The sequence below is a fragment of the Paenibacillus sp. 1781tsa1 genome, assembly GCF_024159265.1.
Taxonomy (GTDB): Bacteria; Bacillota; Bacilli; order Paenibacillales; family Paenibacillaceae; genus Paenibacillus.
This window is the reverse complement of the sequence record NZ_JAMYWY010000001.1, coordinates 5,774,698-5,801,304: the sequence shown is the minus strand read 5'-3', so window position 1 is coordinate 5,801,304 and position 26,607 is coordinate 5,774,698. Positions and strand designations below refer to the sequence as shown.

General features: G+C 44.1%; 24 protein-coding genes and 1 other annotated feature. Of the genes, 15 read left to right on the top strand and 9 right to left on the bottom strand.

The annotated features are described in order from the left end of the window. The first annotated feature begins 101 nt into the window (after positions 1–101). Positions 102–479: a globin domain-containing protein gene (locus tag NKT06_RS26080; RefSeq protein WP_253440722.1), complete on the top strand. Its 378-nt coding sequence runs from the start codon at positions 102–104 to the stop codon at positions 477–479. A 43-nt stretch (positions 480–522) separates the two neighbouring features. Then, the gene (locus NKT06_RS26075; protein ID WP_253440720.1) at positions 523–1,254 is read left to right on the top strand and encodes a DUF2225 domain-containing protein; all 732 of its coding nucleotides are present in this window, start codon (positions 523–525) and stop codon (positions 1,252–1,254) included. 12 nt (positions 1,255–1,266) lie between these two features. On the opposite strand, the gene NKT06_RS26070 is transcribed toward NKT06_RS26075, so the two are convergent. Further along, positions 1,267–1,500 carry a hypothetical protein gene (locus NKT06_RS26070; RefSeq protein ID WP_110002373.1) on the bottom strand — a complete coding sequence of 78 codons (234 nt, stop codon included), beginning with the start codon at positions 1,498–1,500 and terminating at the stop codon, positions 1,267–1,269. After that, positions 1,497–1,667 carry a YycC family protein gene (locus NKT06_RS26065; RefSeq protein WP_074096390.1) on the bottom strand — a complete coding sequence of 57 codons (171 nt, stop codon included), beginning with the start codon at positions 1,665–1,667 and terminating at the stop codon, positions 1,497–1,499. Before NKT06_RS26065 ends, NKT06_RS26070 begins: the two co-directional genes overlap by 4 nt. A gap of 339 nt (positions 1,668–2,006) precedes the next feature. On the opposite strand from NKT06_RS26065, the gene NKT06_RS26060 reads away from it, so the two are divergent. Next, entirely contained in the window at positions 2,007–3,803 is a 1,797-nt protein-coding gene (locus tag NKT06_RS26060) for a M3 family oligoendopeptidase (RefSeq protein WP_253440718.1), read from the top strand. A 287-nt stretch (positions 3,804–4,090) separates the two neighbouring features. Further along, positions 4,091–4,504, top strand: a complete 414-nt coding sequence (locus NKT06_RS26055) for an O-methyltransferase (protein ID WP_253442809.1) — start codon at positions 4,091–4,093, stop codon at positions 4,502–4,504. 78 nt (positions 4,505–4,582) lie between these two features. Here the strand turns inward: NKT06_RS26055 and NKT06_RS26050 are convergent, their stop codons facing one another. Together NKT06_RS26050 and NKT06_RS26045 are read right to left on the bottom strand one after the other, a co-directional pair. Further along, positions 4,583–4,816 (bottom strand): alpha/beta-type small acid-soluble spore protein, encoded by a 234-nt coding sequence (locus tag NKT06_RS26050; protein ID WP_017692382.1) that lies wholly within the window; start codon positions 4,814–4,816, stop codon positions 4,583–4,585. A 204-nt stretch (positions 4,817–5,020) separates the two neighbouring features. Then, entirely contained in the window at positions 5,021–5,995 is a 975-nt protein-coding gene (locus NKT06_RS26045; RefSeq protein ID WP_253440717.1) for an aldose 1-epimerase, read from the bottom strand. A 244-nt stretch (positions 5,996–6,239) separates the two neighbouring features. After that, positions 6,240–6,507: a binding site (T-box leader), on the top strand. 74 nt (positions 6,508–6,581) lie between these two features. Between NKT06_RS26045 and trpS the strand changes: the two genes are divergently transcribed. Next, positions 6,582–7,574 (top strand): tryptophan--tRNA ligase, encoded by a 993-nt coding sequence (trpS, locus tag NKT06_RS26040; protein ID WP_210109824.1) that lies wholly within the window; start codon positions 6,582–6,584, stop codon positions 7,572–7,574. Positions 7,575–7,689: 115 nt separating this feature from the next. Here trpS and NKT06_RS26035 read toward each other — a convergent pair whose 3' ends face one another. Further along, on the bottom strand, positions 7,690–7,890 hold the full coding sequence (locus NKT06_RS26035; protein ID WP_253440716.1) for a hypothetical protein: 201 nt from the start codon (positions 7,888–7,890) through the stop codon (positions 7,690–7,692). Between the two features lie 121 nt (positions 7,891–8,011). Between NKT06_RS26035 and NKT06_RS26030 the strand changes: the two genes are divergently transcribed. Next, positions 8,012–8,230, top strand: a complete 219-nt coding sequence (locus NKT06_RS26030; RefSeq protein WP_017692386.1) for an alpha/beta-type small acid-soluble spore protein — start codon at positions 8,012–8,014, stop codon at positions 8,228–8,230. A 116-nt stretch (positions 8,231–8,346) separates the two neighbouring features. Here the strand turns inward: NKT06_RS26030 and NKT06_RS26025 are convergent, their stop codons facing one another. Beyond that, on the bottom strand, positions 8,347–9,327 hold the full coding sequence (locus NKT06_RS26025) for a metal-dependent hydrolase (protein WP_253440715.1): 981 nt from the start codon (positions 9,325–9,327) through the stop codon (positions 8,347–8,349). Between the two features lie 423 nt (positions 9,328–9,750). Between NKT06_RS26025 and NKT06_RS26020 the strand changes: the two genes are divergently transcribed. Then, a complete protein-coding gene (locus NKT06_RS26020; RefSeq protein ID WP_192135858.1) occupies positions 9,751–10,362 on the top strand; it encodes an SCO family protein in 612 nt (203 codons plus the stop codon). Between the two features lie 67 nt (positions 10,363–10,429). Here the strand turns inward: NKT06_RS26020 and NKT06_RS26015 are convergent, their stop codons facing one another. Further along, positions 10,430–10,777: a toprim domain-containing protein gene (locus NKT06_RS26015; RefSeq protein WP_062837991.1), complete on the bottom strand. Its 348-nt coding sequence runs from the start codon at positions 10,775–10,777 to the stop codon at positions 10,430–10,432. 532 nt (positions 10,778–11,309) lie between these two features. Then, on the bottom strand, positions 11,310–12,485 hold the full coding sequence (locus NKT06_RS26010; protein WP_253440714.1) for an MFS transporter: 1,176 nt from the start codon (positions 12,483–12,485) through the stop codon (positions 11,310–11,312). 188 nt (positions 12,486–12,673) lie between these two features. Between NKT06_RS26010 and NKT06_RS26005 the strand changes: the two genes are divergently transcribed. The 8 genes from NKT06_RS26005 (at position 12,674) to NKT06_RS25970 (ending at position 25,282) form a co-directional block, all read left to right on the top strand. Next, positions 12,674–13,156, top strand: a complete 483-nt coding sequence (locus NKT06_RS26005; protein WP_253440713.1) for an ATPase — start codon at positions 12,674–12,676, stop codon at positions 13,154–13,156. Between the two features lie 69 nt (positions 13,157–13,225). Continuing rightward, positions 13,226–14,320 carry a transglutaminase domain-containing protein gene (locus NKT06_RS26000; protein WP_301290460.1) on the top strand — a complete coding sequence of 365 codons (1,095 nt, stop codon included), beginning with the start codon at positions 13,226–13,228 and terminating at the stop codon, positions 14,318–14,320. Positions 14,321–14,425: 105 nt separating this feature from the next. Continuing rightward, positions 14,426–16,462 carry a peptidoglycan D,D-transpeptidase FtsI family protein gene (locus NKT06_RS25995; protein WP_253440711.1) on the top strand — a complete coding sequence of 679 codons (2,037 nt, stop codon included), beginning with the start codon at positions 14,426–14,428 and terminating at the stop codon, positions 16,460–16,462. Positions 16,463–16,831: 369 nt separating this feature from the next. Next, complete coding sequence (locus NKT06_RS25990) at positions 16,832–18,808, top strand: peptidoglycan D,D-transpeptidase FtsI family protein (RefSeq protein ID WP_483311598.1); 1,977 nt, start codon at positions 16,832–16,834, stop codon at positions 18,806–18,808. Positions 18,809–19,472: 664 nt separating this feature from the next. Further along, positions 19,473–20,108, top strand: coding sequence for a helix-turn-helix domain-containing protein (locus NKT06_RS25985; protein WP_253440710.1), 636 nt, complete (start codon positions 19,473–19,475; stop codon positions 20,106–20,108). 672 nt (positions 20,109–20,780) lie between these two features. Next, positions 20,781–21,362 carry an NPCBM/NEW2 domain-containing protein gene (locus tag NKT06_RS25980; RefSeq protein ID WP_253440708.1) on the top strand — a complete coding sequence of 194 codons (582 nt, stop codon included), beginning with the start codon at positions 20,781–20,783 and terminating at the stop codon, positions 21,360–21,362. A gap of 375 nt (positions 21,363–21,737) precedes the next feature. After that, on the top strand, positions 21,738–22,133 hold the full coding sequence (locus tag NKT06_RS25975; RefSeq protein ID WP_253440706.1) for a hypothetical protein: 396 nt from the start codon (positions 21,738–21,740) through the stop codon (positions 22,131–22,133). Next, a complete protein-coding gene (locus NKT06_RS25970) occupies positions 22,133–25,282 on the top strand; it encodes an S-layer homology domain-containing protein (RefSeq protein WP_253440704.1) in 3,150 nt (1,049 codons plus the stop codon). Before NKT06_RS25975 ends, NKT06_RS25970 begins: the two co-directional genes overlap by 1 nt. 287 nt (positions 25,283–25,569) lie before the next feature. Here NKT06_RS25970 and NKT06_RS25965 read toward each other — a convergent pair whose 3' ends face one another. Further along, the gene (locus NKT06_RS25965; protein WP_253440702.1) at positions 25,570–26,064 is read right to left on the bottom strand and encodes a hypothetical protein; all 495 of its coding nucleotides are present in this window, start codon (positions 26,062–26,064) and stop codon (positions 25,570–25,572) included. Positions 26,065–26,607 lie beyond the last annotated feature (543 nt).

Below are 26,607 nucleotides of genomic sequence, written 5' to 3'. Positions count from 1 at the left end.
GATAAAGGCTTTTGTGGCCTGGATATTGTTACTGTTTTCACAATGTTCACGGAACGTGTAATATATGGCAAAATTCGACATCAGAAAGGGGAATCAGACGAATGAATCCCAGTTTGAGTATTTATGACAATCTTGGCGGTGAGAAAGGTGTTCGCGCACTGGTCGAGGCCTTCTATCCAATCGTTCAGCAGAACGGGCTACTGGCTCCGCTTTTCCCGGAAGATATTCAGCCGGTCATCGACAAGCAGTATATGTTTTTGTCTCAGTTTTTTGGAGGACCAGGGCTGTTTTCCGAGGCGTTTGGACATCCGATGATGCGTGCCCGTCATATGCATTTTGAAGTGACGGTTGAACGGGCTGAGGCTTGGCTTGCATGTATGGATCAAGCCTTAACTCAGATCGGTGTGGAGGAGCCCTTGCACTCGTTTATCCTGCAGCGTTTATCCGGGCCAGCACATCATTTTGTGAATACACCGTAGTTCCGAATATGATTATAAGTGTACGGGAGAGGGATGGAAGAGATTGGAATTAGAGCCGCTATATAAGGTGAAAGTGACTTGTCATTATTGCGAAACCGAGTATGACACTTCACGGGTAAGACCGAGTTTAAAAAGGCCATACCGGACAGATTCAGATTTTTGTGCTTACTACAAGCTGGAGAATCCGGATTTTTATGTGGTTCGCATCTGTCCACAGTGCGGGTTTGCCTCCACGGAGAACGCAACGGAGCATTTAAATGATGCTCAACGCAAGGCTTTTAAGGAACAGATCGGTAATCGCTGGGTAAAACGTGACTATAGCGGAGCTCGGACACTGGACCAGGCGCTGGCTACGTACAAGCTTGCTTTGCTGTGCGCACAGGTTATTCAGGAGAAAGACCGTGTCGTCGCTGGTCTGTTACATCATATAGCTTGGTTGTATCGTTATATGGAGGACCATGCACAGGAACATCGTTTTCTCGAATTTAGCCTTGAAGCTTATGTGAAGGTGTTCGAACGGGAGGGAACGGGTGGCAATGAAGCCAAACTGTTGTATTTGCTCGGGGAATTGAACCGCAGGGTAGGACGGTTTAATGAAGCAGTGCAATGGTTCAGCAAGGTCATTCATGACAAGCGGATCACCGATGCGGCCATGATTCGTGCTTCAAGGGAACAGTGGGCCGTGCTGCGTGAACAGATGATCTCCGGTAAGATGGAGTTGCCTGAAGAGATGCTTGAAGTAGACAAAGAGGCTGCGAAGCGCAGCCCCCTCTAGGTTGATCTTACATTAGTTACGGACAGGACGGCTGGATAACAAATAGTCGCTGTCATTGTCGATCACGGTCATGCTGGTATTACAGCAAGGAAAGACGAGTAATTTCTTTTTCCCTTCGCGGATGCGCACAAGCTCTTTCGGTTTGAGGGGGAGCAGTACGTTGTTTGCATGACAGTAGGGACATTGCTGTACATAGATGTCTCCCATCACAATATCGTAAGGCCAGCTGTTCTCAAAGGGAATCATTCTTGTTCGCCTTCTGGTGCGGAAGGTTTGGAGGTTTCTTGTTTGGCGAGTTCCGCAATTTTCTGCATCAGGATATGTTGGGGCATGTGCATCAGGTGTTCCAAAGGTACGCCCAAGGACTCTGCTAATTTGACGGCTGTATCAGCCGATACTTGTAAAGGTTTCATACGTTTACCTCCTGAAAGTTACTATGAATACATGTTCAAAAAGTCTGGTTTTCAGTACCGAGAAGATGGAATGAAGCTAGAAATGGAGTAGCGGAGCGTAGGCAAACTACGTGAGCAACTACATTGTTTCCAAAGGAAACAACCTTCGTAAGCATCCGCTTATTTCGGCTGAATTTCATATTCGATGCTGATGATGCCGTTAGGCATGATTCGTAATCAAAAGTGGACTTTTTGAACAACCTCTGTAGCTATTTCTCTAGTATAGAGATATGGCACGCATAAAACCAGTTTTTAATTCATTCCTAACCATCCAATTTATAGAGAGAGGTGCCTTATTAAATGAAAACGCCATTACACCCCGTATGGGATCTGGAGTCCATTTTTAGTGGAGGTTCTTCCTCCGAGACATTCGCTGCGTATCTGATTGAACTGGAAGAGGATGTACGTAAACTGCAACTTCTGTTGAACGAAACACCTGCACCGACTTCATTAGAAGAGACGACAGCGTTTGATCCCATTTTGGAACTGCTGCAAAGCTGTTATGTCCGCATATCGGAAGGGTCTGCGTTTGTATCCTGCCTCTCATCGCAAAACCAGAAGGACAAGAAGGCAACCCAGCTTCAGGGGGCCATCAGTTCTATTGCTGCGATGCTGAACGGCAGCAAATCGAAGTTCGATAATACACTCAGTCAGACGTCAGATTCGGTGTGGGACGCTTGGATTGCTCGGGAGGATATTCAGCCGCTTGCTTTTGTACTGAATGAGAGTCGCACGTTGGCTCGTGAGAAGCTGTCGCCAGAACTTGAAGGCCTTGCACTGGATCTGGGTGTGGATGGTTACCATGGTTGGGGCAAATTCTATAACACGATTGTCAGCAAGGTGAACATTCCATTTGAGCAAAATGGGGAAACGGTCATGCTGTCGGCAGGACAAGCTGCCAACAAGCTGAGCGATAGTGATCGGAATGTACGCGAGACGGTATTCGCAAATTGGGAACAGGCTTGGACGGATGTCGAAGATTTCTGTGCAGACACGCTGAACCACCTCGCGGGATTCCGTCTGAAGTTATATGAGAAACGTGGCTGGGATGATATCCTCAAGGAACCTCTGGCCATCAACCGGATGTCACGTCAGACACTGGATACGATGTGGGATGTAATTAATGGTGCCAAACCTGCACTTGTTCAATATCTGGAGCGCAAGGCAGAACTGCTGGGGGTAGACAAGCTCAGTTGGAGCGATGTAGACGCACCTGTAGGTAAGTCGAGTGGCAAAATCACTTACGATGAGGCAGCCATCAATATTGTTGAACAGTTTGCCAAGTTCAGTCCTAAACTCTCCTCGTTTGCAGAGATGGCTTTTGAGAAACGCTGGATCGAAGCAGAAGACCGCCCAGGCAAGCGTCCAGGTGGATTCTGTACGTCTTTGCCACTTAGCAAAGCAACCCGAATTTTCATGACCTTCTCCGGGACACCATCTAATGTGTCGACTCTTGCGCATGAACTTGGTCATGGATATCATCAACACATTATGGAAGAGTTGCCTGCGTTGAATCAACGTTACGCCATGAATGTGGCTGAGACAGCTTCCACGTTTGCTGAATTGATTGTAGCAGATGCCCTTGTGCAGGCGGCAACAGATGAGCAAGAGAAGCTGGCTTTGCTGGAAGACAAGATACAGCGAAGTGTGGCTTTCTTCATGAATATCCATGCCCGGTTCCTGTTTGAGAATCGTTTCTATGAACAACGCAAAAAAGGTCTGGTAAACGCGGATGAACTATCCAAATTAATGGTGGATGCTCAGCAGGAAGCGTTCTGTGGTGCACTTGCTTCAGATCATCCGCATTTCTGGGCATCCAAGCTGCATTTCTATCTGACAGGTGTGCCATTCTACAACTTCCCATACACGTTTGGGTACATGTTCAGTGCAGGAATCTATGCGAGAGCACAGCAAGAAGGAACAGCATTTGCAGATAAATACGATGATTTGTTACGGGATACAGGGCGTATGACGGTCGAAGAACTTGCTCAGAAACATCTGGGTACGGACCTGACACAACCGGAATTCTGGCAAAATGCTGCGGACTTGGTTATTGCCGATATTGAGCAGTTTTTGCAGATGACAGCAACCAAATAATAGGTTGAACTTAATATTATGAATATATATGAAAGGCTGCAATTCCGTGTTAACAGACACGGGATTACAGCCTCTTTTGGTTCGCAGTCCAAACTTTTGATAATTAAATATTTTGTCGCAAATGAGCGAAATAACTCACTTTAAGGAAGGAGAATGGCAATTAATTATGCAAATTATAGTTAAAAATACCCAAGTTTTCCGTTGTTTGTTGAACATGCGCAAATGATGTCATATAATGAGTCGTAAGTCCTTGATGAATAGGACTATAAGCATGTAGGAGGAGTGTTATTATGAAAATTGAACAGCTTTCATTAGCACGTCAGTTAGATTTGGTATTTAAAGAGCTTGATCATGAGTTGTCAGGGTTAGATTCAGGGGTAGTTTTTGTGCAAATACGAAACAACGTAATTGGGAAGTTCGGTATTCGACATAATCCGATAACTGGACGGGATGGGCAGATGGATGTGGAAGAAGGGGGACTAAACGAAATCCAGAGAACTTCTTTTCGGGCGATGGCACTAGAAACTTTGAAATTCAAACGCAATTGGACACATGGCGAAATATCGTACGACTTCACAGTAAGACAAGGTATGATTCTGGTAGATGCAACAATGGAGTCCAATTACAATATGGCGAGCCTCATGATTCGTTACCCTAGAACCAATACATACAAGGATTCAGATATGGAGTCGACCTCATAATTTGTTGCACAAGAGAAAGCGGCACTTCCGAAGAAGGCCGCTTTTGGATTCTGCTTAGCTCAAGCAATAATTACGAGCTTACGAACGACCCGATAATTGCTGCTCAGCGATTTGCACCAGACGTTTAGTGATGTATCCACCCAGAGAACCTGTCTCACGGGAAGTATAGTTACCGTAGTAACCATCTTGTGGAATAGTTACACCCAGCTCTTGTGCAGCTTCAATTTTCAATTGTTGCAATGCTGCAGTTGCTTGGGGAACGACCAGGTTGTTGGAGCGGCTGCCGCTACCTTGGTTTTGACCTCCGTACATATGTGTCACCTCCTTATGGGTTGGTGATGTTAGTATGGTTAGAGAATAAGGAAATATACATGATATGGCGTAAGGAAATATATGGTTAATTATCAGCGCACAGATCACATAAAAAAGCCGACCCAATGCGGGTCGGCAAGTTGTATATGGTATCAAAATAGTTGGTGATATGCGTAAAAGCAAAATAGGAGATGATCAGCTCGTTTAGTCTGTAGGAGGTATAACCTCAATACGTGTAAATAACTCAACAGGCTGTTCCGGTTCCAAGCGAATCAACCCGGTTTGTTCATCCGATAAAGCCAAATTAGGTGCATCCGGGAGCCACGTGTACGGTTCAATGCACAAGAACTGATCGGATTCACCTTTGGTAAAGAGAACCCAGTGTTTGAAAAATGCTTCATCTGCTGAATATTTCAGCGTATATCCATCTTGCCTCCGTAAGTAAGCCGTAGCCGGTTCACCTTCGGTAGCTTTCAACAGGGTATCCCAGTTACGTCCCTGCAAGTTGATGCCTTCGTTAAGAGCAGACCATTCACCCAGGGATTCCAGTTCACCTGTTGGTAGTTGTTCTTCATTCTGTCCGTATATTCCGGAAACAGGCAGTTGCAGTGTCCAGTCGGCAGGTTTGCCGTCTAACAAAAACCATGTATGATAGCCCATCCCAAAAGGAGCAGGCGTTGAGCTCAGATTGGTGACTCGCAGACGCTGGCTAAATACAGCGTTTTGCAGACTGAACGTCATCTCAAGTTTCAGAGGAATCGGGAATTGAGCCATCCAGTGTTCTTCATTTTCAGTCAATAATTCGGTCGTAATTGCACATCCGTCTTCATCTTCCTCGATATCACTGACACACCAGGATTGGGTACGGTGGAGACCGTGAATATGGTTGTCATTCGCCGTGTTCTGATCGAACTGGTAACGGACACCTTCATATTCGAATTGTCCCCGATGAATGCGTCCTGGTGGAATCAGGAGAGGAACGCCAAAATGGTACGGCTTCTGCAGATAAAAGGCAAGATCGTCTTCATCCGGACGGCGGACGATATCCCTGTCCTGCACTAAATCGCGAATAGAAATAATATTATTTCCAAGACGCGGCAGCAGGGTGATTTCCAATTCACGGCTATGTAGGATATACGTGTCGTAACCATTCCATTGGCCTTTGGTCACTTGTTTCATATCGATGCTCCTTTTCCCACTTGAAATCTGTCTGCAAGCAGTTGTAATGATTGTACTGCTGCAGGCGTGTCATTGTGTACATGCCAGCTATTTCCTGCGCTGCTTCTTGTGAAGCAGGCATGTGAATAAGCAATTCCATCATAACAGATTTCAGTGTCTCGGGTAAAAAAGTTCAACTCATTTTGACATTCGCGCCTGTGCGCATTAAGATGGAACTCTGAAAGAATTATTCAAATTGAATGATATGAAATCGATGACAGGGATAAGTAGGCCAAGAGAATTCTCCTCAGAAAGCCGGTGGTTGATGCGAACCGGTGTGAACTCTTTACCGAATGGACCCTTGAGTGTGGATTTGAACAGGTTAAGCCAGAGACGGGCGTGCCTCACTAGAGTCTGCCGTATAATCCACGTTACGGAACAATGAAGGCATTTCTTCAGCTTGACTTGATTGAGGGTCAGGGGCAATGGGAGAAAAGCGAATAAGGGTGGCACCACGGTCTCACGTCCCTTGCGGATGTGGGGCCTTTTTGCGTTCGCAGAGAATGACAGGATCTTTTTATATACAATCAGGGAGGCGTTATGTGCAATGAAAACAGTACTTTCAGGTATTCAACCAAGTGGTAAGCTCACATTGGGCAACTATATTGGTGCAATCAAAAATTTTGTGAAACTCCAGCATGACTATCAATGTCATTTCATGGTGGTTGATCTTCATGCCATCACCGTGGCTCAGGAGCCAGCAGCATTGCGTGAACAGTCAGAAGCGGTAGCTGCGCTGTTTATTGCAGCAGGTATCGATCCTTCGAAATCTAACGTATTTCTACAATCCCATGTACCGCAGCATGCCGAATTGGGCTGGTTGATGACAACGCTGACCTCCATGGGTGAGCTTGAACGCATGACTCAGTTTAAGGATAAATCATCCGGTAAAGATTCCGTGGGTGCCGGACTGTTCGTGTATCCATCATTAATGGCGGCTGATATTTTGTTATACAATGCTGATCTTGTACCCGTAGGTGAGGATCAGAAGCAGCATCTGGAGCTGACACGTGATCTGGCAGGACGTTTTAACCATCGTTATGGGGAGTACTTCACGATTCCAGATCCATATATCCCACAGGTAGGTGCACGGGTAATGTCTCTTGACGATGCCTCTTCGAAGATGAGTAAAAGTAACCCTAACGCTGGCAGCTATATTGCCCTGTTGGATCCGCCGGATGTCATTCGCAAAAAAATCAGCCGTGCCACTACAGATTCGGGACGTGAAGTCGTATATGATCCGGCAAACAAACCGGAAGTTAGCAATCTGATGAGTATCTACGCTGAATGTGCGGGTATGACGCTTAAAGAAGTAGCTGAGCGTTATGAAGGCAAGATGTACGGTCCGTTCAAAAAAGAACTGGCTGAAGTGGTTGTGTCTGTTATTGAACCGCTGCAACAACGTTATAATGAGATTCGCGAGTCTGGCGAATTGGCCGATGTTCTGGAGACGTCAGCTCGTCGTGCAGAAGAGGTTGCTTCTCAAACGTTGAGTGCCGTGAAAGAACGTATGGGGTTTGTTCCTAGACGTAAACTGTAGTGCTGCTGAACAAAATTATAGTTAAAGAAATGAATAGTTAACATAAATAAAGAGGAGCCCTATTAAGGGCTCCTCTTTATTTATACGTTCAAACTTGCGTTAGAAAATGACCTGCTCAAGAAGTGGGCTCTGAAGTAGCCGAGCGAACTTCCTGACGTTCTTTTTTGGCACGAATTACAAAGCCCCAGCCAATGTTGGCAATGGACAGGACGAACAGGAGCGTAGCAAGCCAACCGGAGTAAGAGATTGTAATTGCTGTAACCGTTAACAAGATAATGGATGAAAATGCGAACCATAAGGATAAACCTTTGCTCATTGGGAAAAACCTCCATCTACAAATTTAGTAAAACTCCGTATAACCTGAAGCCTACGAGCCATAATAATCTTGCAAGCTTGCAATTAACATTACAGACACAGATTGAAGGGAGATTATAAATATGGCTCAAGGATCTCGTTCTAACAACTTGGTGGTACCTCAAGCAAATTCAGCATTGCAACAATTGAAAATCGAGGCTGCACAGGAACTGGGTGTAACTATCCCACAAGACGGTTACTATGGTAACTACACTTCCCGTGAAACAGGATCTTTGGGTGGATATATCACCAAACGTCTGGTACAAATCGCTGAGCAGTCTCTGGCTGGGTCTGGCAAATAATTCATCTTAACCAACAGCAATAAAACAGGATAAACAGAAAGCCCGGGGCGGAAACGCTCCGGGCTTTCTCGCGTATCAGTTCCTATGTCTGATTGTGCCTTGCCATGCTCACTTCGTCAAGGGCGTGCGGATAAAAGTTTTTTATCCATCTTCTCATCGCTTAACCAGCCTACATACGTATCAATCGTTTCAAAATTCCGATCCATCACAATTACCGCGACAAATGGATATTGTTTCCGGTGTCGATAACGTACATCTGCCCAGCGGACCTTGTAACCAGCAGGTAGTTCTTCCACTTCTGCCACCGCATAGGAGGTAAAATAGAGGAAAGCACTGACTTCCGGTGATTTGCGTGAAGCAGCAACGGCGGCATGAGTAGAAGACGAGGCGTGCAGACTCCATACCAGATTAGAACCGTCCATTTTACCAATCACATAACTGCCGTCCTCAACTCGTTTAACCACATGCCAGCGATTCCAGGATATCGTTGGAATGACGATGTATTTTGCCTGTTCTGGGCTGTTGTCGAGACGTCTGACTTTTCTGACCGCCTGTGCACGAGCAATCGTTCGCCATATATAATACAAACCGGTCAAACTATACAGCGTAACGAAGAGTGGTGCAGGGGCGATCAGATCAAAGGCCCATAACAGGATAGCTACGACATGCGTAGTGAATAGAAACGGATCAAAAATATGAATGATATTCCAGGCGATCCAGCGTTCCGTAAAAGGCCGGGCGGCTTGGGTTCCATAGGTATTGAACAGATCGGTAAATACGTGAACGCCTACGGCTACAGCGGTCCAGGTGGCAACGTGCCCAATGGGGACACCAGGGAATATCAGGGCAATGACGCCGGTGATGAGCAGAACCCATAACAGGAGAAATGGCAGAGAGTGTGACAAGCCCCGATGATTCCGAATGTAAAGCGAATTGCTCTTGAGACGTAACGCAGTATCGATGTCAGGGGCCTGGGAGCCAGCGATTGTGCCAACCATTACCGCAGCTGCAAGCATGGGGCTCGTCGCGACAACAGGATCGACATAAGCCAGACCAGCTAGACCAATCCCCATGACAAAATGTGTAGAGGTATCCATAAACGTCTCCTTTGTGTGGTGTATCGTTCTAAGGCATATTACTTCTCTATCTAGGTGATACCCATATATAGTGTATAATATCCGTCTGTCCGGATGCAAAACATCCCTAATTTCAAAGTTATGACAATAACCTGGTCCATACCCAATAAATGTACGCAGTTTGTCAAACTATTTTGGCATTTCCTATGATAAACTTTATATCGGATAGAGAGAGAATTTTTGTCGGAGCATACACGGTCAGCATGTTTCATAAATATTTATGGGCATTGTTACGTCAAACCGTTACAATAATATAGAATCTCATAAAAAGTAGGTTTATTTGAATACATATGTCACAGTAGATGGATGAAGCGAAACAAACGTGATTTTAAGTTCGCATATGTATGCGTATTCATAAGAGAAGATACAGAAGGGACGAGGAAGATGCTGAAAAAGTACAAATGGACATGGATACTGCTTGGGCTCGCACTCATTATGGCTGTGTATCTGATGTGGGGCACCGTATTTGCCAGTAAGGAAAAATTACCCGAGATTCGCGAGATCCAATCCTTTTCCATGGAAAATGTTGATGGCAGTACGGTATCACTGGAGGATACCCAAGGGAAAGTCCGTTTGTTCTACTTTTATTTCACCAGTTGTCCAGATGTCTGCCCTATTACGACGTTTACGTTATCCCAAGTGCAGGATCTGTTGAAAGAGGACGACACCTTCGGTAAAGATGTCTCGTTTGTATCCATTTCATTCGACCCGAAAGTCGATACGAGAGAGAAGATTAAGACGTTTGCGGACCGCTTCCATGCGGATTATTCCGGATGGTACTTCTTGCGAGGGGATATGGACAAAACCAAACAGTTCGCCAGGGATTCATTCCAGATCCTGATTGAAGGCGAGAATAAGGACGATTTTGCCCATATGAACATGATTGGCTTGGTGGATCAGAATAACCAGCTGCGCAAGGTATATAATGCGTTTAATACAGAGGACGTTGTGCCTGCTGTCATTGCCGAGGATATTCGCAATCTGATCAAGGAATAATCATCGATAACTGTAAAGGCTGCCTTCAGGTTGGATATCAACCTAAGGCAGCCTTTTGACATTTCTTTTAAAAGGAAGGATGTTCAGGGTATTGGATGTATGTCTCTAACCCGGCTTTCTCCAGCTGGGCAATGATATACTCATCAGGTGTTCCTTCCACACCCGCATATCCTCGTCGTGTATACATCTGTACTGCATCCGGGAAAGCATCCCGAAGTACACCTCTAATTTTTTTGCCGGAACTGTCATTATCCATAAATAAAAAGACTTCATCGTAACCGACTTGCTTGCGCAGGGTCTCCAACTTGAGGGAATTAAGTGTTCCAAACGTGCATAAAATGTTGATTTCGGGTCCAACCAGACGTTTCAGTTTGCTTCGATCATTCTTACCTTCCACAATGACATGAATAGGCATGATATTCACCTCTTGTTCGAGAGCTTGTGTCGACATTCCCCGGGAAATGTTACAGCGAAAATCGACTGATTATATAAAATGGACTCCTTTTCTTTACACGACTGCTAACTGGATAGAACAACCCATCAAGTTTGAGGTCTTATTTCATAAGTGCATCATTAGGGAAGTAATAGCTTGCAGTGGCCGTTCCGGTTACGGATCGTTCTTCCGATCGCTGTTGTCTCCATATATTTCTGAATTACTTTTATAAAGTTAATATTTGGAGACAAAGGCGAACGCTATCGCTTCTTCAGAATCGATTCCGTCCCCTTCACTACTTTTGGCTAATTGTTCAACCTTAATGATCTTCAATAATCAATAAGATAAAACCTTCGGCGATGTGAAGGATAGATTTCCCAGTTAGCTTTTATCAACGTGTAAAACGTTAGTCCATTTTATATAGTTTAGCTGTAAATGGGGGAATGATGCAAAGCTAATGAAAATACAGGCCTAATTGCTGTCATAACGTAAGGAGACAGAGACTGATCGTAATTTAGTTGAATATACTTTTCGGATCGGCGAGGGAAGCTTCGCGTCTGGATGTATAGTATGGAAGCAGCAGCATACCTATCATTAACAAAACAAAGGCGATGAAATAGGGTGATAACCCGACACGAAGTTGCCCGGCTGTAATGGGGCCAATGAAAGAGCCAATGGAAGTGGCGATGGATTGCAACGAGAAAATGCGGCCCAACCTGCTTCCTCCACTTAGACGAATAAATAGGGTTGCCATAGCTGGAAAGATAACGCCTTTGGACATCCCGAGTACAAATAATACGGTAGACAACGGGATTTGCGGAATGGCGGCCATTGCAAAAAAACACAAGGACATCAGCAGCACACCCGCAACCAGACGCAGCTTGGGGGAATACCGGTTAAGAAATAACATGCTCAGTGTGAAGAGAGCTCCAATACTGATAATGGAAAATAACAACCCGGTTGACATGATGGACGAATGCCCTCCTCCTCGCAGGGGCAGCTCGAAGAAGAGAATCCCTTGAGCACAAGCAATAACCAGAGGCAGGGCAAAGTATCGCCAAGACACCGGCAGGAATGCACTTTTGGCATCTGCTGGTGAAACGTCAGGTTTGGCAGGTTCAGTTACTCTCTCATGCTGCTTGACGATGCCACGAGGCATGGTCATGAAAGCAATCACACCTGTAAGAATGAGCAAGTAACCCAAGCCTGAGAATGTAGCGGAGAATCCCATGGAACCCACAATGATCGCACCGGCTGCGGGAGATACCACAGAAGCGAGTGTATGTACTACCCCGTGTCCTGACATATACTTTCCCTGTTTCACTGGATCACTGGATAACTGTGCAAGCAGGGCAAGACATGCAGGAGACAGGAAGGCCAGTACAAAACCGCTGATGGAACGCAGCGCCAGCAGTTGCCAAGGTGTCTGAACATAGGCTTGCAAGAGCAGGATGATTCCTGCCCCGAGCAGACTGAATACAATGTAGCGGCGACTGCCATGTTTATCGATTTGTGTTCCGGCAATGAGATTGCCAGGAAGATGCGTTAAGGAATAGATACCCATCATCCAGCCAATGAAAGTAGGGGCAGCTCCCAGCGAGATGGCAAAAGGGGTCAGAATGGGATACTGGGCGTGCAGATCAAATACAGCAAGGAACAAAAACAGGTATAGCCAGATGGCCGTTTTCACATAAGCCCCTCCTTGTTAAGCGATGCATGTGCAAACTACAGGTCTTGAACGTGTTCCCGTTCGCCAGCAGATCCTTATGGTACTACTTGTACGCCTGGCAGGACGAACTTAGACCGTTTATTTTTAAGGGAGAGGGCTTAGCTGACAGCAGCTTCGGAAATCATGTATAATATTCGGGAGTGTTACAAATGAATTCTAATACGGAAGGTGTAATCATGAACATAGAAGTAATCAAAGAGTTTCTGATGCAGAACTGGTTGGTGATCGTGGTTGCATTGATCATATTGTTCTTTGTTCTGAATGTGGTCAAAACCGTATTGAAATGGTTGATTGCCATCATCATTATTGCGGCTCTACTGATATACAGCGGCATCTCCATTGATCAGATCAAACAAACAGTGACAGACGTGCAATCCCGTACGATGGACACATTGAAGAAAGAAGCAACCAGCATGATGCTTAAGGAAGCTTCCAAAGCGACATACGTCAAAGGACAGGATGGAGCTTTCACTATCACAAGTCCCAATGTGGAGATTAAAGGCAGAGCGCAATCGGATAAAGTCGATGTGACCTTCCGCGGCATTTCACTTGGCGAATGGAAACTCGACAATGAAACCATCCGTACGTTTGTCGAACAGGCACAGGAGAACAAAACAGCACCAGCATCGTAGTAAAGGGGGAATCGGTACGTGCTGCAGAATTGGCTGGACAGCCTGAAGGAATTGAATGGCATCACGATTATGCTGTTGCTGATTGTGGCTGCTTCATTATTGCAGGGTTGGTCCAGAGGGGCTTCGCGTTCAGCAGGCAGACTCTTTGGGTTCCTGATGGATGGTATTATGGCGGTCATTGGTATTCTGTTGTCAATCGGTTTAACGTTGTGGCTTGCACCATATGTACAGCAGTGGTTGTCTGAGTATGCTTCAGCCATGCCTAACCGTGAGTTGAACCGGTGGGAACAGATGTATTATACGTTGGTTACGGCGATTGCAGATTTTCCGCTGATGCGGTTCGCTGTATTATTTGTACTGAGTTATGGACTCATCCGACTGATTCTCGGATTTCTCTCTTCATTTATTTTTAGCAGCAGGCAGGGGTCAGCTGAGGAAAGTGCGCCTAAGGGTATGTTTAGTCGGTTGACGGGGGCAATCATTGGCACAATCATAGGCTCCGTCCGCGGAATGATTGTCATTGCGGTGTTGTTCATGATCGTCAGTCTTTACCCTGGGAGCATGTTCAGCCGATATGTGGAGGCATCTCCAATCTATATGCAAGGGGCCAAATCGGTAATTGAACCGTTGTCGGGCACGTTTATCAAGGACAAGCTTCCCGTATTTACCCAGGCTGTACAGAAGGAACTGGGCGGCATCCTGCAACGCAAATATGAAGTCATTGACCATAATATTCCGACGGACATTGAATCTGCCGCGCGTGAGGTTGTCAAAGGCCAATCGACGGATGAAGCCAAAGCAAGAGCGTTATACGACTGGGTAGGTTCACGTATTCAGTATGACTATGGTAAAGTGGATGACTATGAACAAAAGGGCATATGGCATGAACAGAATCCGCAGAATACATTTGATACACGCAAAGGCGTATGTATTGATTATGCCCGTCTCTATGCTGTGATGGCCCGTTCACAAGGGCTTGAAGTCAAAGTTGTTACGGGACTGGGTTATAACGGCCAGGGAGGGTACGGTCCGCATGCGTGGAATGAGGTGTATTTGAGTGATTCCGAGAGCTGGGTTCCGCTTGACCCGACATGGGCGATCAGTGGAGACTGGTTTAATCCTCCGAATTTTGCCGACACCCATCTAAAGGATCAATCAGCATAACATTACAACGGACATGGGTCCGGAATATGACGACGTTGCCAGGTTATCATGCCGCGAGGAATCAGTTTAAGTGGTATGCATCAAGTCATGAAAGAGGTAGGGTGGATGAAAAAGCATTCCAATGAGAAGGATGAACTTACAGACAAACGGCGATTCAGCTACCGGATGAATGTATTTTTCTTCGCTTCCTTTGTTATTTTTAGCGTTATTATCGTACGTTTGGCGTTTTTGCAATTTGTTGAGGGTCCTGAACTCAGTCAGGAAGAAGCAAGTAACATTACCAAGGATGTACCGCTTCCTCCTGTGAGAGGTACGATCTATGATTCTACTGGTGAGGTGAAATTGGCTTACTCCAAGCCCATTCAGTCGCTGTACCTGACGCTGTATAAAAACTATGGGGATGTTGATGGGAAACCGAGTCCCAACATAGGGGAAGTGCAGGATATTGCCACCCGGTTGCATGATGTGTTTGAACAGTACAAGCTGAAGGATTCAGAGTCACTTACGGTGGAGAAAATTATTGAAGAGATGGACTTGAACTCCCGCAAAGCGAACGGTTTTATGCCGCGTCTGATCAAGAGCGATCTGTCCGAGGAAGAAGTCGCTTATTTCCTGCAACATAAGGACGAGTTCAAAGGTATTCAGATCGTCGAGGAGAGTGTACGATTCTACGATCCGGATACGGTAGCAGTTCAGACCATCGGTTATTTGAAGAAATTCAGAAGTTCGAAGTCCTTGGACAAATACAAAGAGGTGGACGAGGCCAATAAAACGCAAACGGATCCAGGCCTGGTGTACACGGAGAATGAATTTGTAGGCTTTGATGGACTGGAACTGCAATATCAGGATGCTCTCCGCGGCAAAAGCGGATATACATCCGTTGATGTTGATTTGCGTAATTTGCCTGAAGGTGTGGCTGGTTCTACCCCGCCGCAGAAAGGGTACGATCTGATATCCAGCATTAATAAGAACGTTCAGGTGAAAACAGAACAGGCCATCCTGGACCAGTTAAGCTGGCTTCATCGGAACCCGGTTTCCGGTCGATTGCATCCAAATGCCAAGACCGGATTTGCAGTTGCGATGGAAGTGGATACGGGGAAAATCGTATCTGCTGCCAGTATGCCAGATTATGATACCAACATCTGGAGAACAGGTAGCATTACAAATGATCAGTATGATGATATCAAATATGTGTATCAAAATGGTACGATTCGTTCATTCCCTCCGGATGACTCTAAAAAGCGAGCTGAATCAATCGTGTTACTCGGCTCGACGATCAAACCGCTTAGTGTCTTAATCGGTTTGAAAGAAGGTTTCTTCACTACCAATACAGTTTATTCGGATAGAGGTTCAACGACCTTTGGTGGGGACAACCGAAGAGTGCAGAACTCATCAGGGCATGTGTATGGCGCCATGTATCCTCGTGATGCGATTCGTCATTCCTCGAACGTATTTATGATTGATGAGATTGGGAAGAAGATGTACTCGAAATACGGTGCGACCGGAATTGACAAATGGGATGAGTACATGAAGCAGTTCGGCCTTGGGATATCTACAGGGGTTGATCTGCCGAATGAATTCCTGGGCATACGGGATTACATGAACGAAACGGAAAGCTCGCTGACTCGTCTCGTGTATGGTTCATTTGGACAGCAGGGAAAATACACAACCATGCAGTTAGCACAGTACACGACAATGCTGGCGAATAAAGGCAAGCGGATGGAGCCACAACTGGTTAAGGAGTTCCGGGATTCGGAAGGCAATGTGGTCGAGAAAGTAAAACCGAAGGTACTCAGCACGGTGGAGTTTAACGATGCCTACTGGAATGAAGTACAACGAGGCATGGCAACCGAGGTATCTGCATTTAGCGGATTCCCTTACGATTTTGCCAGAAAAACAGGAACATCGACACAGGTAGTAGGTGGTAAACTGGTGGATAACGGGGTGTTTATCGCGTATGCACCACGTAATAATCCCAAGCTTGCTGTCGCTGTGGTTATCCCCGAAGGGGGCTTTGGTTCGAACAGTGCGGCTCCGGTTGCGCGTGCGATTTTCGATGCCTATGACGAGGAATTCGGTCTCGACGGTGTACCGAAAAAAGACAAAAATAAAGATTCAGAATCGGAAACAGGCGCACAGTGATGTAATGCATTGGTTACAGAGAGGACCCTTAGTGGGTCCTCTTTTTTGTTTTTGCAAGGAGAATGGATCGTAAGAGTGAACTATTTAGTTGCATTAATATGTAACCATATGAGCTATACCACGTTTATATAAGGGAAAGGTAAAAGCGATCCGGAGGACGGGATAACGTTGATATGTCAGTGTTTACATTGAAATCAGTAATTGGTTAGTGTAACGGTTCTGTTTACGAAAATGTAACCAAAAATTGAAAGACGTGACAGCTAACCTTTGGTAAACTTGTATGAGATAGGATTAAATAGGGAATTGAACACGTTCACAATATGGATTAAATATTTTATTTTTATAGAGGAACGGGAGAGGCTTAAAACGATGTTTAACCGATTGAAAAAGAAACCCATGACTGAGGAAGATACACCCGTCAACAAGCCTTCCACCGCAAGGCTGAATCTGTTTTTTTTCGCGGCATTTGTCATATTCAGTATCCTTATTTTCAGATTAGCCTTTGTGCAGTTTGTAGAGGGTCCTGAACTGACGTATATGGAAACGAGTCGTAATACCAAAGACATTCCACTCGCACCTGTTCGTGGTCCCATCTATGATGCGACAGGGGAAGTCGCGCTCGCTTATTCCGAACCTGTACAGTCCCTGTATGTGCTGTTATATGAGGATTATCGGAATGATGAACGTAGACAGGAAGCAGAGGAACTGGCTCATGATCTGGCGGCTGTGTTTAAGCAGTTTAATCCAGGGGACAAAGAGCAGCCGGATGCTGAAGAGATCATCAAACGACTGGATCTGGATTATCAGAAAACGTTCGGATATGTGCCAAGATTGGTGAAGTCGGATCTATCGACCAAAGAAATTGCCTTTTTCATGGAGAAAAAAGCGGATTATCCGGGCGTTATGGTGCTGGAAGAAAACATCAGAAAATATGACCCGGATGGTGTAGCAGTTCAGATTGTTGGTTATACAAGAGAGTTCAAGCGAGCACCTGATTCCATTGCCAAATACAAGGCCATCCGCGAGGGGGCAAGTACCCAGCGTGATCCTGGTCTCGTGTACCATGAAGAAGAGAAGGTTGGTTTCGATGGGTTGGAGCTTCAATACCAGGAAGAACTCCGTGGACGAAGCGGATATCAGTCCATTGATATTGACGCACGTAATCTGCCGGATGGAACGATGCTACAGACTCCACCGGAGAAAGGTTACAGTCTGGTTTCCACCATCAACAAGGAAATTCAGATGGCTGCACAAGAGGCGATTACGGACGAACTGCGCAGGCTGCCCAAGGCAATTACCGGATACGCAGTAGCCATGGAAGTGGATACGGGAAATGTGGTGGCTATGGCAAGTATGCCGGATTATGATCCGAACGATTGGGATTATGACAAAATCAAATATGTTTTCCGGAATGGAACCACCGAGTCGTTCCCACCGAATGATGACAAGCCTAGTCGGGCGGAATCCGTTGTACTTCTTGGATCAGTAATCAAGCCGCTAAGTGTGCTTATTGGATTAAAAGAGGGACTATTTACAGCAGGAGAGACCTATCACGATCAGGGATATGCGGTTTTGGGGAAAGACGGACGACAAGTGAAGAACTCGCATTCTGCTTATAATGGTTCTATTACGGCGAGAAGAGCGATTGAAAAATCCTCCAATGCCTTCATGATTGATATGGTGGGTAAACGTTTGTTACGTAATTATGGCTCAGAGAAAGGCATCGATGTCTGGCACAAACACATGCAGGAGTTTGGCTTGGGTGTGTCCACTGGTGTAGATCTGCCTAATGAATTTCTGGGTAGGCTAGAATATAATAATGAAGACGAATCGGCTCTAACACGTTTGGCGTTTGCCTCATTTGGTCAGCAAGCGAAGTACACTACAATGCAACTCGCTCAATACACGACGATGCTTGCCAATAAAGGCAAACGGATGGAGCCTCACTTGGTGAAGGAAATCCGTGATGCGGACGGCAATGTTGTGAAAGAGATCAAACCTAAAGTACTCAATGAAGTTGATTTTGCCGATGCGCACTGGAATGAAGTTCATAAAGGAATGGTTACCAAAGTAAGTTCATTTGACGGTTTCCCATACGATTATGCACGGAAAACAGGAACATCAGAGCAGGGGACCGGACCGAACAAAAAAGAGAATGGTGTATTTATTGCCTTTGCCCCACGGGATAATCCAAAGCTTGCTGTAGCTGTTGTTGTACCGGAAGGTGGGTTCGGGTCAGTCAGTGCCTCGCCAATTGCACGGAAAATCTTTGATGCATATGATGAAGTGTATGGTCTCGATGGGACTCCTAAAGGGAAGAAAGACGAAGGTAAAGATAAAGAGTAACGTCAAAAGAACCGTGGCAGACATAACTCTTTTACAATATGACGAAACAGCTTGACGTTCAATAGTAAACTCGGTGATTACGAAAGAGAACCTGGGTTCATATTATAAACAAGGGGTTAGATAAAAAATGCTAACTAGAAAATTTGAAGCAGATCTCCCTCATTTTATTTCACATAATGAAATGCGAAAATTCCCCAAGGGTCTTTTTGCTGGGAATTTTGTATTACAAAGCAGTGAAGGCGAGGGTGCGGATAAAATATATTTTTATACGTTAATCCACAATCGACCTATATGGGAGGCGGGTATTAAGGAGTTAGAGGCATCAGGAAGCTTGACAGGAATAGAGTTCGTGATGTCATCACAGGACGTGCAGGTGTATCACGATGGAAGGGTTCACATTGTATACTGAACCAAGGGATTTATAATCGTAAGACAATAGCTTTCTATGACCTCTGGTATGAGCTGCTAATCTATACTAACTTACAGTGGTTAGGCATTATTCATCATTCATTTTTATTTCTATAGATTCATTTACTTATGCCAGCTCTTGGAGTTGGCTTTTTTTGCATACCTGAATTATATGAGTTTGACAAGCGTATTGGCGTACTGTGTAGTCTGAATATGCATAATAATATGCTGTATATTAAATGAATTCGGAGGGCTAATGACTGATTTTGGTGTATACCTCAAAGAAAGACGAAAGAAGGCAAATTTCAGGACACAAGAACATTTAGCCAGTTACACTCTAATTTCCCAAGCACTTATAAGCAGAGCAGAGGCTTCAAAGATTCGCCCCAATGACGAGACTCTTATGATTCTTGCAATAGCACTTAACTTGGACTATAGGGAAATATTCACAAGATCCAAGCCACGAACGGATGAGGATTTCGGAATAATACTTGAACAAGAAAAGATAGACAAGAAATTGTTTGAATCAGTGGCTTCTATCTTCACCTATCTCCTAAAAAATGACGATAGCAAGCGTCAAACACGTTTTTTAAATGGGCCACTAAAGTTAATAAATGGGGAGATTCTGAACGGGGTTAGGTATAGGCTAGAGAAAGCCCAAGAGCACTTAAGAGATACCCCTTCAGTAAAAGAAGAAACATATATTTACATTGCTCGAAGAGAAGCGACACGGATGTTTTACTCTAATCCAGTGCGCTATGCTTCAGGTAGAAAGGTGCTAGTTGATTTCGGTTATGGTACTGATCGAGAACTCTTGCAACCACACCCAGCCATTGTCATTGGAGATTTTAAAGAATTATTGGTTGTTGTTCCTACCAACTCAGATGACTGATCAAGCTTCCCAGGGGATTTGGAAAAAGCTCTGATACGGATACCAACTGACAGCTATCCTTCAAAGAAATACCCTATATTTCCGAAGGACACGATTATCAATTTACATCAAATCAGGCATATATCCAAAAATAGAGTGAAAAAGGATCTCAGAGCTAACGTCTAACTTTATAATTGCCAAAGAGCAATATAACACAGCTTAATGGATATTTGTCTTACCCCGTTTTAAACCACGGAGATAGCTTACATAGGGCTATTATGGTTCAGTTGGCCCAAATATACTCCCCAGATGTTCTGTTTGAAATTAAGCGCCTTCAAAATCATATTACAACACTTGAGGCGCAGGTTGAGATGCTTACTTCTCAATTAGCAACAATGAGTCAAGCTGCACCCTAATGGTAATTGTGCTTGAAGGGCCTCCTTTTAGGAGGCCCTTGTTCTATGTATTAGAGAAATTATATAATGTAAACTAAAGGAAGAAATTAGCCGATATATAGTAAAAACCATACAAATACGATTTATACCCTGGGAGGTAACATGAAGGACAAACTAAAAGGTCTAATTATCGGAATGGCCATTGGCACGGTAGTCACTGGCGCAACGGCGTATGCTGCTGGTGGAAAGATGATAGAAGTCTAGCGTCAATGACATTAAAGTGGATCACATATCTAAAATGCCCAAAGGCGATCTAAAACCCTTTTTATACAATGGGAGTACATTTGTACCTTTGGCTTTTATGAGTAATGCACTTGGACAGCTTGTGAAATGGGATGCAAAGAATAAGACGGTGCTGATCGGAGAGGATCATGGGGGAGAAATAATATATCCTGGGAAAGACATCAAACCAATGAATACTCAATCTGCACTGGGGATCTATAATACCTTTGAAGTAGTCTATGATGGACCAATTGCTACAGATAACATCGGCAATGAATATTCTAACTATCATACATACAGCTTATCATCCAATCGGGACAATTGGAATTTCGACGAATATTATTTAAATGGTCAATATAGCGAGTTCAAAGCCACGGTAGGATTGTTTGAAAAATTCAAAAATACACGCGAAACGCTTACATTCACAATCACTTTGGACGGGAAGGAAGCATATTCTAATGATTTCAAAGCAGGAGATCCACCTACTGAAATTAAGGTTAATCTGAAGAACGCTGCAAAAATGAAGATTCAAGTATCAAATGGTGATGGTTCCGACATGTCTGCTTTAGGTCTATTTGATGGATATTTTACGAAGTAAACAACTTTAGATCAAAGTCTAAATACAACTCTCTCGAGTTCAAAGGCGGGTATGAAACAAACGTGTTGAATCGAGAAGATTTAACTAAACATGTCTTCTCGTGGATTTGATGGCTAATTTCCCCTGTGAGCGAATGACTACAGCTGCAGGATTAAACGAATGGTCAATATATAGACCATAAATAAGGTAGGGGTGAGATCAATGAATAATCATGGTACCGGACATTAAACTGAAGCTTAATACTTAATATAATACTTGGGGTTACCTAGTGTGTGGAACATCCATCGTTGCGTCAAAAATGGAGGTCGGTCTTATGCCGGCCCTTATTTCTATTTCGATGACTATATTTTGTATCGTTCCTAAGGAGGATTAAGCGTGTCAAAAGCTGATGATGAGTGTTCGTTTATGGATGAGGTCGCTCAATATGAAAAAGATAATCCAATTAATTTCGACCTCATTGGTAGAAAGATGCTTAAACAGGCAGAAAGGAGGGTTAGATCTAGCAGAGAAAAGTATCGATTCAAAAATCAATTGAGAAATATTACACATAATGAGATCAAGGATCATGTTGGGAAAATGAAAAAGTTGTTCTCATTTACACTAGTGAAGATTGAAGCAACCCGAGTAAAAGGCAGAATAGATATATTAGAAGTAGATCGGAACAATCGATATGTTGGGGTTGAAATCAAAAAGTTCGCAAACAAGGCCGAGCTTGGACGCTTTCAGCAGTATAACAAATTTTTTTTTTTGGTTGAAATGGAGAGAATCTGATGAAATATTTCACTAAAGTTATGACACTCTGCACTGTTTTTATGTTGGTATTCCAGTCTATAGGTCTGTCTTTTAATCCGATCTCCTTTGCAGAAGGTTCGGTCTCCCCCAATTTAGTCATTAAACATGGAAACCCGGATTACATTCTGGTGGGTGAGGAAAGGCAGTTGCAAGCCGTATGGTCTTCTCATGAAGATGCCCCTATGGAGGATTTGACCACATTAAGTATCTGGTCCTCCCATGATGACACCATTGCGGTTTTCAATCAGCCAGGTGTACTCCTAGGGAAATCCATAGGAGAAGTTACAGTGACTGCAGATATATATGGAGAAACCGCTTCAAGTACATTGAATATCGTTGATTACTTAAGGCTTGAGGCGCAGGTTCCTAATAACATGTTAACAATCGGCGATTCTATTCAACTCACAGCACAAGCCGTCCTCACAAATGATAAATACATAGAAGATGCTGTTCCCATAGCCACCTTTGATTCAGAAGATTCAAGCATTGCGGATGTTAGCACAACAGGAATGATCAGTGCTATTAGCGAAGGTGAAACATTTATCAACGTCCGAGTAGGGCAACTTCTCAAAACGCTTTACATCGTCGTTTCGAAAGTAGAGGAAGAACCTATCCCACAGATAAAATCAGGGACGGTTTTACCTGAAGATTTGGGGAATATAGATCGAGTTATCGCCAATATCGATAAGCTTGGCTTAAATACGGTAGTTGTGCCGGTGAGATTTGATGTTCCCGATGCCCGCGGCCATGAATTAAGCATGCATCCAGGCGATGTGGAACAGGCGAAGGCGCTCATTGATGTGCTAAATGATAGGGGCGTGAATGTAATCCTGGAAGCCTTTCCGTGGATCGCTGAGGGAACTGTATCGGAAATTGAATATGATCCGACCGATTTGAACGGATTCTTCTGGAACTATAAATCAGTAGTATGGTCCACATTGCTGCATGAGATCGCCATCCCTAAAGACGTATATGCTGTTATCGCTGGGTCCAGTTACACCAAGATAGAATCCCACCTTTGGTACTGGCGCGATGTCTTCACTTTTATCCGTGATGCATATCCTGGTAAGCTCACGTATAAAACTTCCTGGTGGCTCACGGCAGATTGGGACCCATCCACTAAGAATCAGTACAATGAAAAGAAGACTAACCTAATCTTTGGATATGTTGATTTTATTACCATTGCTGCGTACTTTGAGTTGAATGAAAATCCTGCTCCAAGTACTGCAGATCTGATTGCTGATTTAAGCAGCTCTAGCATCTACGCAAGACATCAAAATGTCTATGATGAGGTCCGGTCTTTTTCAGAATTCTGGGGACGGGATATATTCTTAGGAGAGCTTGGAATACCAAGCGTGGATTATGGGACATCAACTCCTTGGAACCCCGTTGTTTCTGATGACCTTAATGAAGAATTACAACGTAATGCGTATGAAGCGTACCAAGATGTTTTTGGTGGAGAGAGCTGGTTTAAAGGATACTCTATCTGGCAAGTTTCGAATGATACAAACAACTATTATCCCGTTGGAAAAGAAGCAGAGTCTACTATTCGTGACTTCCATCCGGAGCTGGCGAGCCCGATCCAGTCATTAACTAGTAATGCAGCTTCTCTACAGTTCATACCAGGTGAGAGCCGGCAGCTTCATATACAAGGGAAATATTCGAACAACGGTACAGCGGATCTAACACGTATTGTGTCTTTCAACGCTTCTAACCCTGATATTGCATCTATCACGACCTCTGGTATGGTAAATGCTCATCACGTTGGAACGACTACAATCAAAGTGAACTACTTCGATGTTACACTTGAGATCCTTGTTGAGGTTAAACCAGATACCAGACAGGAAAAGCAGCTTCTTTCGTTTCGAATTGACGAGATTAACGGGAAAATCAATGAAGACTCCCATACCGTTCATGTTTCAATGCCTTATGGGACTGATCTGAGAGAACTGGTTGCTAACTTCGATATGAAGGGTGTATCCGCCGAGGTAGAAGGACATATTCAAATCAGCGGCATCACTGTGAATGATTTTACTTCACCTGTGATTTATTCTATTCTCGCTCGTGACGGGTCCGTACAAACATATACCATCATCGTTGAGATGCTGACAGAAGACGACATCTCTAAGTTGCAGATCACAGGATTGCCTGAGAAGATGATTATTGGTGAAGCTCATACGTTGGTTGTGAAAGCACTCTTTCCGGATGACTCATCCATAGAAGTCACAGAACAAGTTGCTTGGGAAGTATCTAACCCCAACATCATCCGAATAAAAGATGGCCAGCTACAAGCCATGAGAGCTGGAACGGTAAACGTGTTCGCCCAGTTGGGAGGAATCCACTCTGAGGAGTATTCAATTAGCGTAGAAGGAAAAACGATAGATCTGCCTTCTCAGCCAGGTGGGGGTTACACGACCACATCACAAGATATAAAAGACTCAGGACTGGGGATCGAAGATAGTGGGGAGGATGAAGAAGAGGTTTTTCCAGAAGTTGATAAATCCATCTTCACTTATGTGATCAACCGATCAGGCTTAGTACAATCGATTCAATCTGAAATGTCCGCAAACAAGCCAAGTAGAGTGTATTCGGATCTGCTCGGCCATTGGGGAGAACGTTATGTGCAGAAGCTCCAATCTGTCCAAGGTGTAACCGGATATCCGGATGGAAGCTTCCGGCCTAACAATGCTGTCACCCGAGCGGAATTTAGTATGATGCTTGATCGCGTCTTTTCCCCTTCGGAAGGCAGTTCGAAACCCAAGTTGTTTAAGGATCTGACTACTCACTGGGCGAAAGATGGTATTCTTCATCTCACAGAGCAGGGGGTTATCCAGGGCTACGCAGATGGTACGTTCAAACCTAATCAGTATCTTTCCCGAGCTGAAGCGGTCGAACTGGTTGGAAGGATTGTTGAGCTTAAAAACTTCACATCAACGACTGTCCCTTTCCAGGATATCAATCATACCTGGAATCAGGGGAATATCAGAAAAGCGTTTGCTGCTGGCTTGATCGAGGGGCGGACCGTTGATCAATTCGTCCCTGAAGGAATAGTTACAAGAGCAGAAGCAACTGCGCTTCTTATTCGGATGTTGTCTCTTGATCCAGAACTAAACCCTATATTCAAATAAAATGATATGGCCACTACAACTGAATTTCAATTGTGTAGTGGCCATTTTTTTTTCGATATGGTTGGGTTGAAGGTAGGTCTATAGTGCTTATATTTGGGCCCAATTGTGATAAGAATAACAATAACTGAACATCACACTTGTAAAAGCGCTATCAACTGCAGAGTAACTAATGGTCCTTCCCCAGGCTTGGAGGAGACACTACATTTTCAAGACTAAAACAAGAGATCTGGCAAAAGGAAAAGCAAGACTCAGGAAAAAGTACAATAATTCTACCAAGCCTTCTTCTTTTAAAATTGTCTAGCCGAGATATTAAATTTATTCACTGCACCAACACTGTTGTAAACATAGATTTTATAGCTATGAGCAACCGTACCATACAAATTGATCGTCTTTTGCTGTCCGACAGCAAATGGAATTTCCATATCTAAGTTATTATCAACATATATCTTCATATAGATAGTCGAGGTCCCAGTGTTTTGTAACCAAATATTTGCCTCCAATCCGTTTCGGGGATCGATATAAAAGGTATTTTCGTAAGCATTAACAGAATCGTATGGGAAGGGACGAATAAGAGTTACATCAAATGGTGTTATGATAGGGTCCTCCGGAGTTTCGAACACATTGCTTGTGCTGATTGATGAAGATACGCGCGCTTCAATATCATTCACCGTTGGTGTAACTAAATCGTTGTTAGGTGAACTAATAGGTTGGGCATAAGCTGCTGAAGCCAGTGATCCTAGTAATAATAAAGAAGACATTACAACAGTCAATTTCTTTTTCATATTTATTCCTCCTTATAAGTTATGAACTAAACATAACACCGAGATTATTTCTAGTCAATTCAATTTTTTACATATATTTGAATATAAATTATTATAATTTTACTGATTCAATTTATAAGTATTTTTATGTTGTAATACGAGAGCATATGAAAGAATGGATCATACTGAATCGACCGGGACCAGAGTGATTTACGAGAAAGTTATGAGGATATCCTTTCAAAATTTTGGAAAAGAAAGAAAATAGGCTACCTTTCCTCTCAAGACACATCCCAAAACGAAGGAACACGTAGCTACAGAGAAGGAATAGTATTACTTTCATTACTGAGGATATACTATATTTTATTATGATATTGATAGAGGAGGATAACATTGAAGAAGCGGACTACATGTTTCAGTCAACTGCCCCCTTGAAGCTTTTGAGCTCTATCCAAGAATAACTCACTTTCACTTAAAGCTAAGGGTATCGGGGCACTTCTACTATTAGAGATCTATGTTGACGTTGGGTCAAGGACCGATTCAGAGGCACAAAAGAAATTGGTCCAA

Excerpts from the sequence above, each read along its gene's own strand:
- NKT06_RS25970 (WP_253440704.1), top strand. The coding sequence starts at position 22,133 with ATGAAATATTTCACTAAAGTTATGACACTCTGCACTGTTTTTATGTTG.
- NKT06_RS26025 (WP_253440715.1), bottom strand. The coding sequence starts at position 9,327 with ATGGATACCTCTACACATTTTGTCATGGGGATTGGTCTAGCTGGTCTG.
- NKT06_RS25985 (WP_253440710.1), top strand. The coding sequence starts at position 19,473 with ATGACTGATTTTGGTGTATACCTCAAAGAAAGACGAAAGAAGGCAAAT.
- NKT06_RS26060 (WP_253440718.1), top strand. The coding sequence starts at position 2,007 with ATGAAAACGCCATTACACCCCGTATGGGATCTGGAGTCCATTTTTAGT.
- NKT06_RS26015 (WP_062837991.1), bottom strand. The coding sequence starts at position 10,777 with ATGCCTATTCATGTCATTGTGGAAGGTAAGAATGATCGAAGCAAACTG.
- NKT06_RS26045 (WP_253440717.1), bottom strand. The coding sequence starts at position 5,995 with ATGAAACAAGTGACCAAAGGCCAATGGAATGGTTACGACACGTATATC.
- NKT06_RS25995 (WP_253440711.1), top strand. The coding sequence starts at position 14,426 with ATGAAAAAGCATTCCAATGAGAAGGATGAACTTACAGACAAACGGCGA.
- NKT06_RS26035 (WP_253440716.1), bottom strand. The coding sequence starts at position 7,890 with ATGAGCAAAGGTTTATCCTTATGGTTCGCATTTTCATCCATTATCTTG.
- NKT06_RS26065 (WP_074096390.1), bottom strand. The coding sequence starts at position 1,667 with ATGAAACCTTTACAAGTATCGGCTGATACAGCCGTCAAATTAGCAGAG.
- NKT06_RS26080 (WP_253440722.1), top strand. The coding sequence starts at position 102 with ATGAATCCCAGTTTGAGTATTTATGACAATCTTGGCGGTGAGAAAGGT.
- NKT06_RS25980 (WP_253440708.1), top strand. The coding sequence starts at position 20,781 with ATGCCCAAAGGCGATCTAAAACCCTTTTTATACAATGGGAGTACATTT.
- NKT06_RS25990 (WP_483311598.1), top strand. The coding sequence starts at position 16,832 with ATGTTTAACCGATTGAAAAAGAAACCCATGACTGAGGAAGATACACCC.
- NKT06_RS26020 (WP_192135858.1), top strand. The coding sequence starts at position 9,751 with ATGCTGAAAAAGTACAAATGGACATGGATACTGCTTGGGCTCGCACTC.
- trpS (WP_210109824.1), top strand. The coding sequence starts at position 6,582 with ATGAAAACAGTACTTTCAGGTATTCAACCAAGTGGTAAGCTCACATTG.
- NKT06_RS26000 (WP_301290460.1), top strand. The coding sequence starts at position 13,226 with ATGCTGTTGCTGATTGTGGCTGCTTCATTATTGCAGGGTTGGTCCAGA.
- NKT06_RS26030 (WP_017692386.1), top strand. The coding sequence starts at position 8,012 with ATGGCTCAAGGATCTCGTTCTAACAACTTGGTGGTACCTCAAGCAAAT.
- NKT06_RS25965 (WP_253440702.1), bottom strand. The coding sequence starts at position 26,064 with ATGAAAAAGAAATTGACTGTTGTAATGTCTTCTTTATTATTACTAGGA.
- NKT06_RS26050 (WP_017692382.1), bottom strand. The coding sequence starts at position 4,816 with ATGTACGGAGGTCAAAACCAAGGTAGCGGCAGCCGCTCCAACAACCTG.
- NKT06_RS26005 (WP_253440713.1), top strand. The coding sequence starts at position 12,674 with ATGAATTCTAATACGGAAGGTGTAATCATGAACATAGAAGTAATCAAA.
- NKT06_RS26070 (WP_110002373.1), bottom strand. The coding sequence starts at position 1,500 with ATGATTCCCTTTGAGAACAGCTGGCCTTACGATATTGTGATGGGAGAC.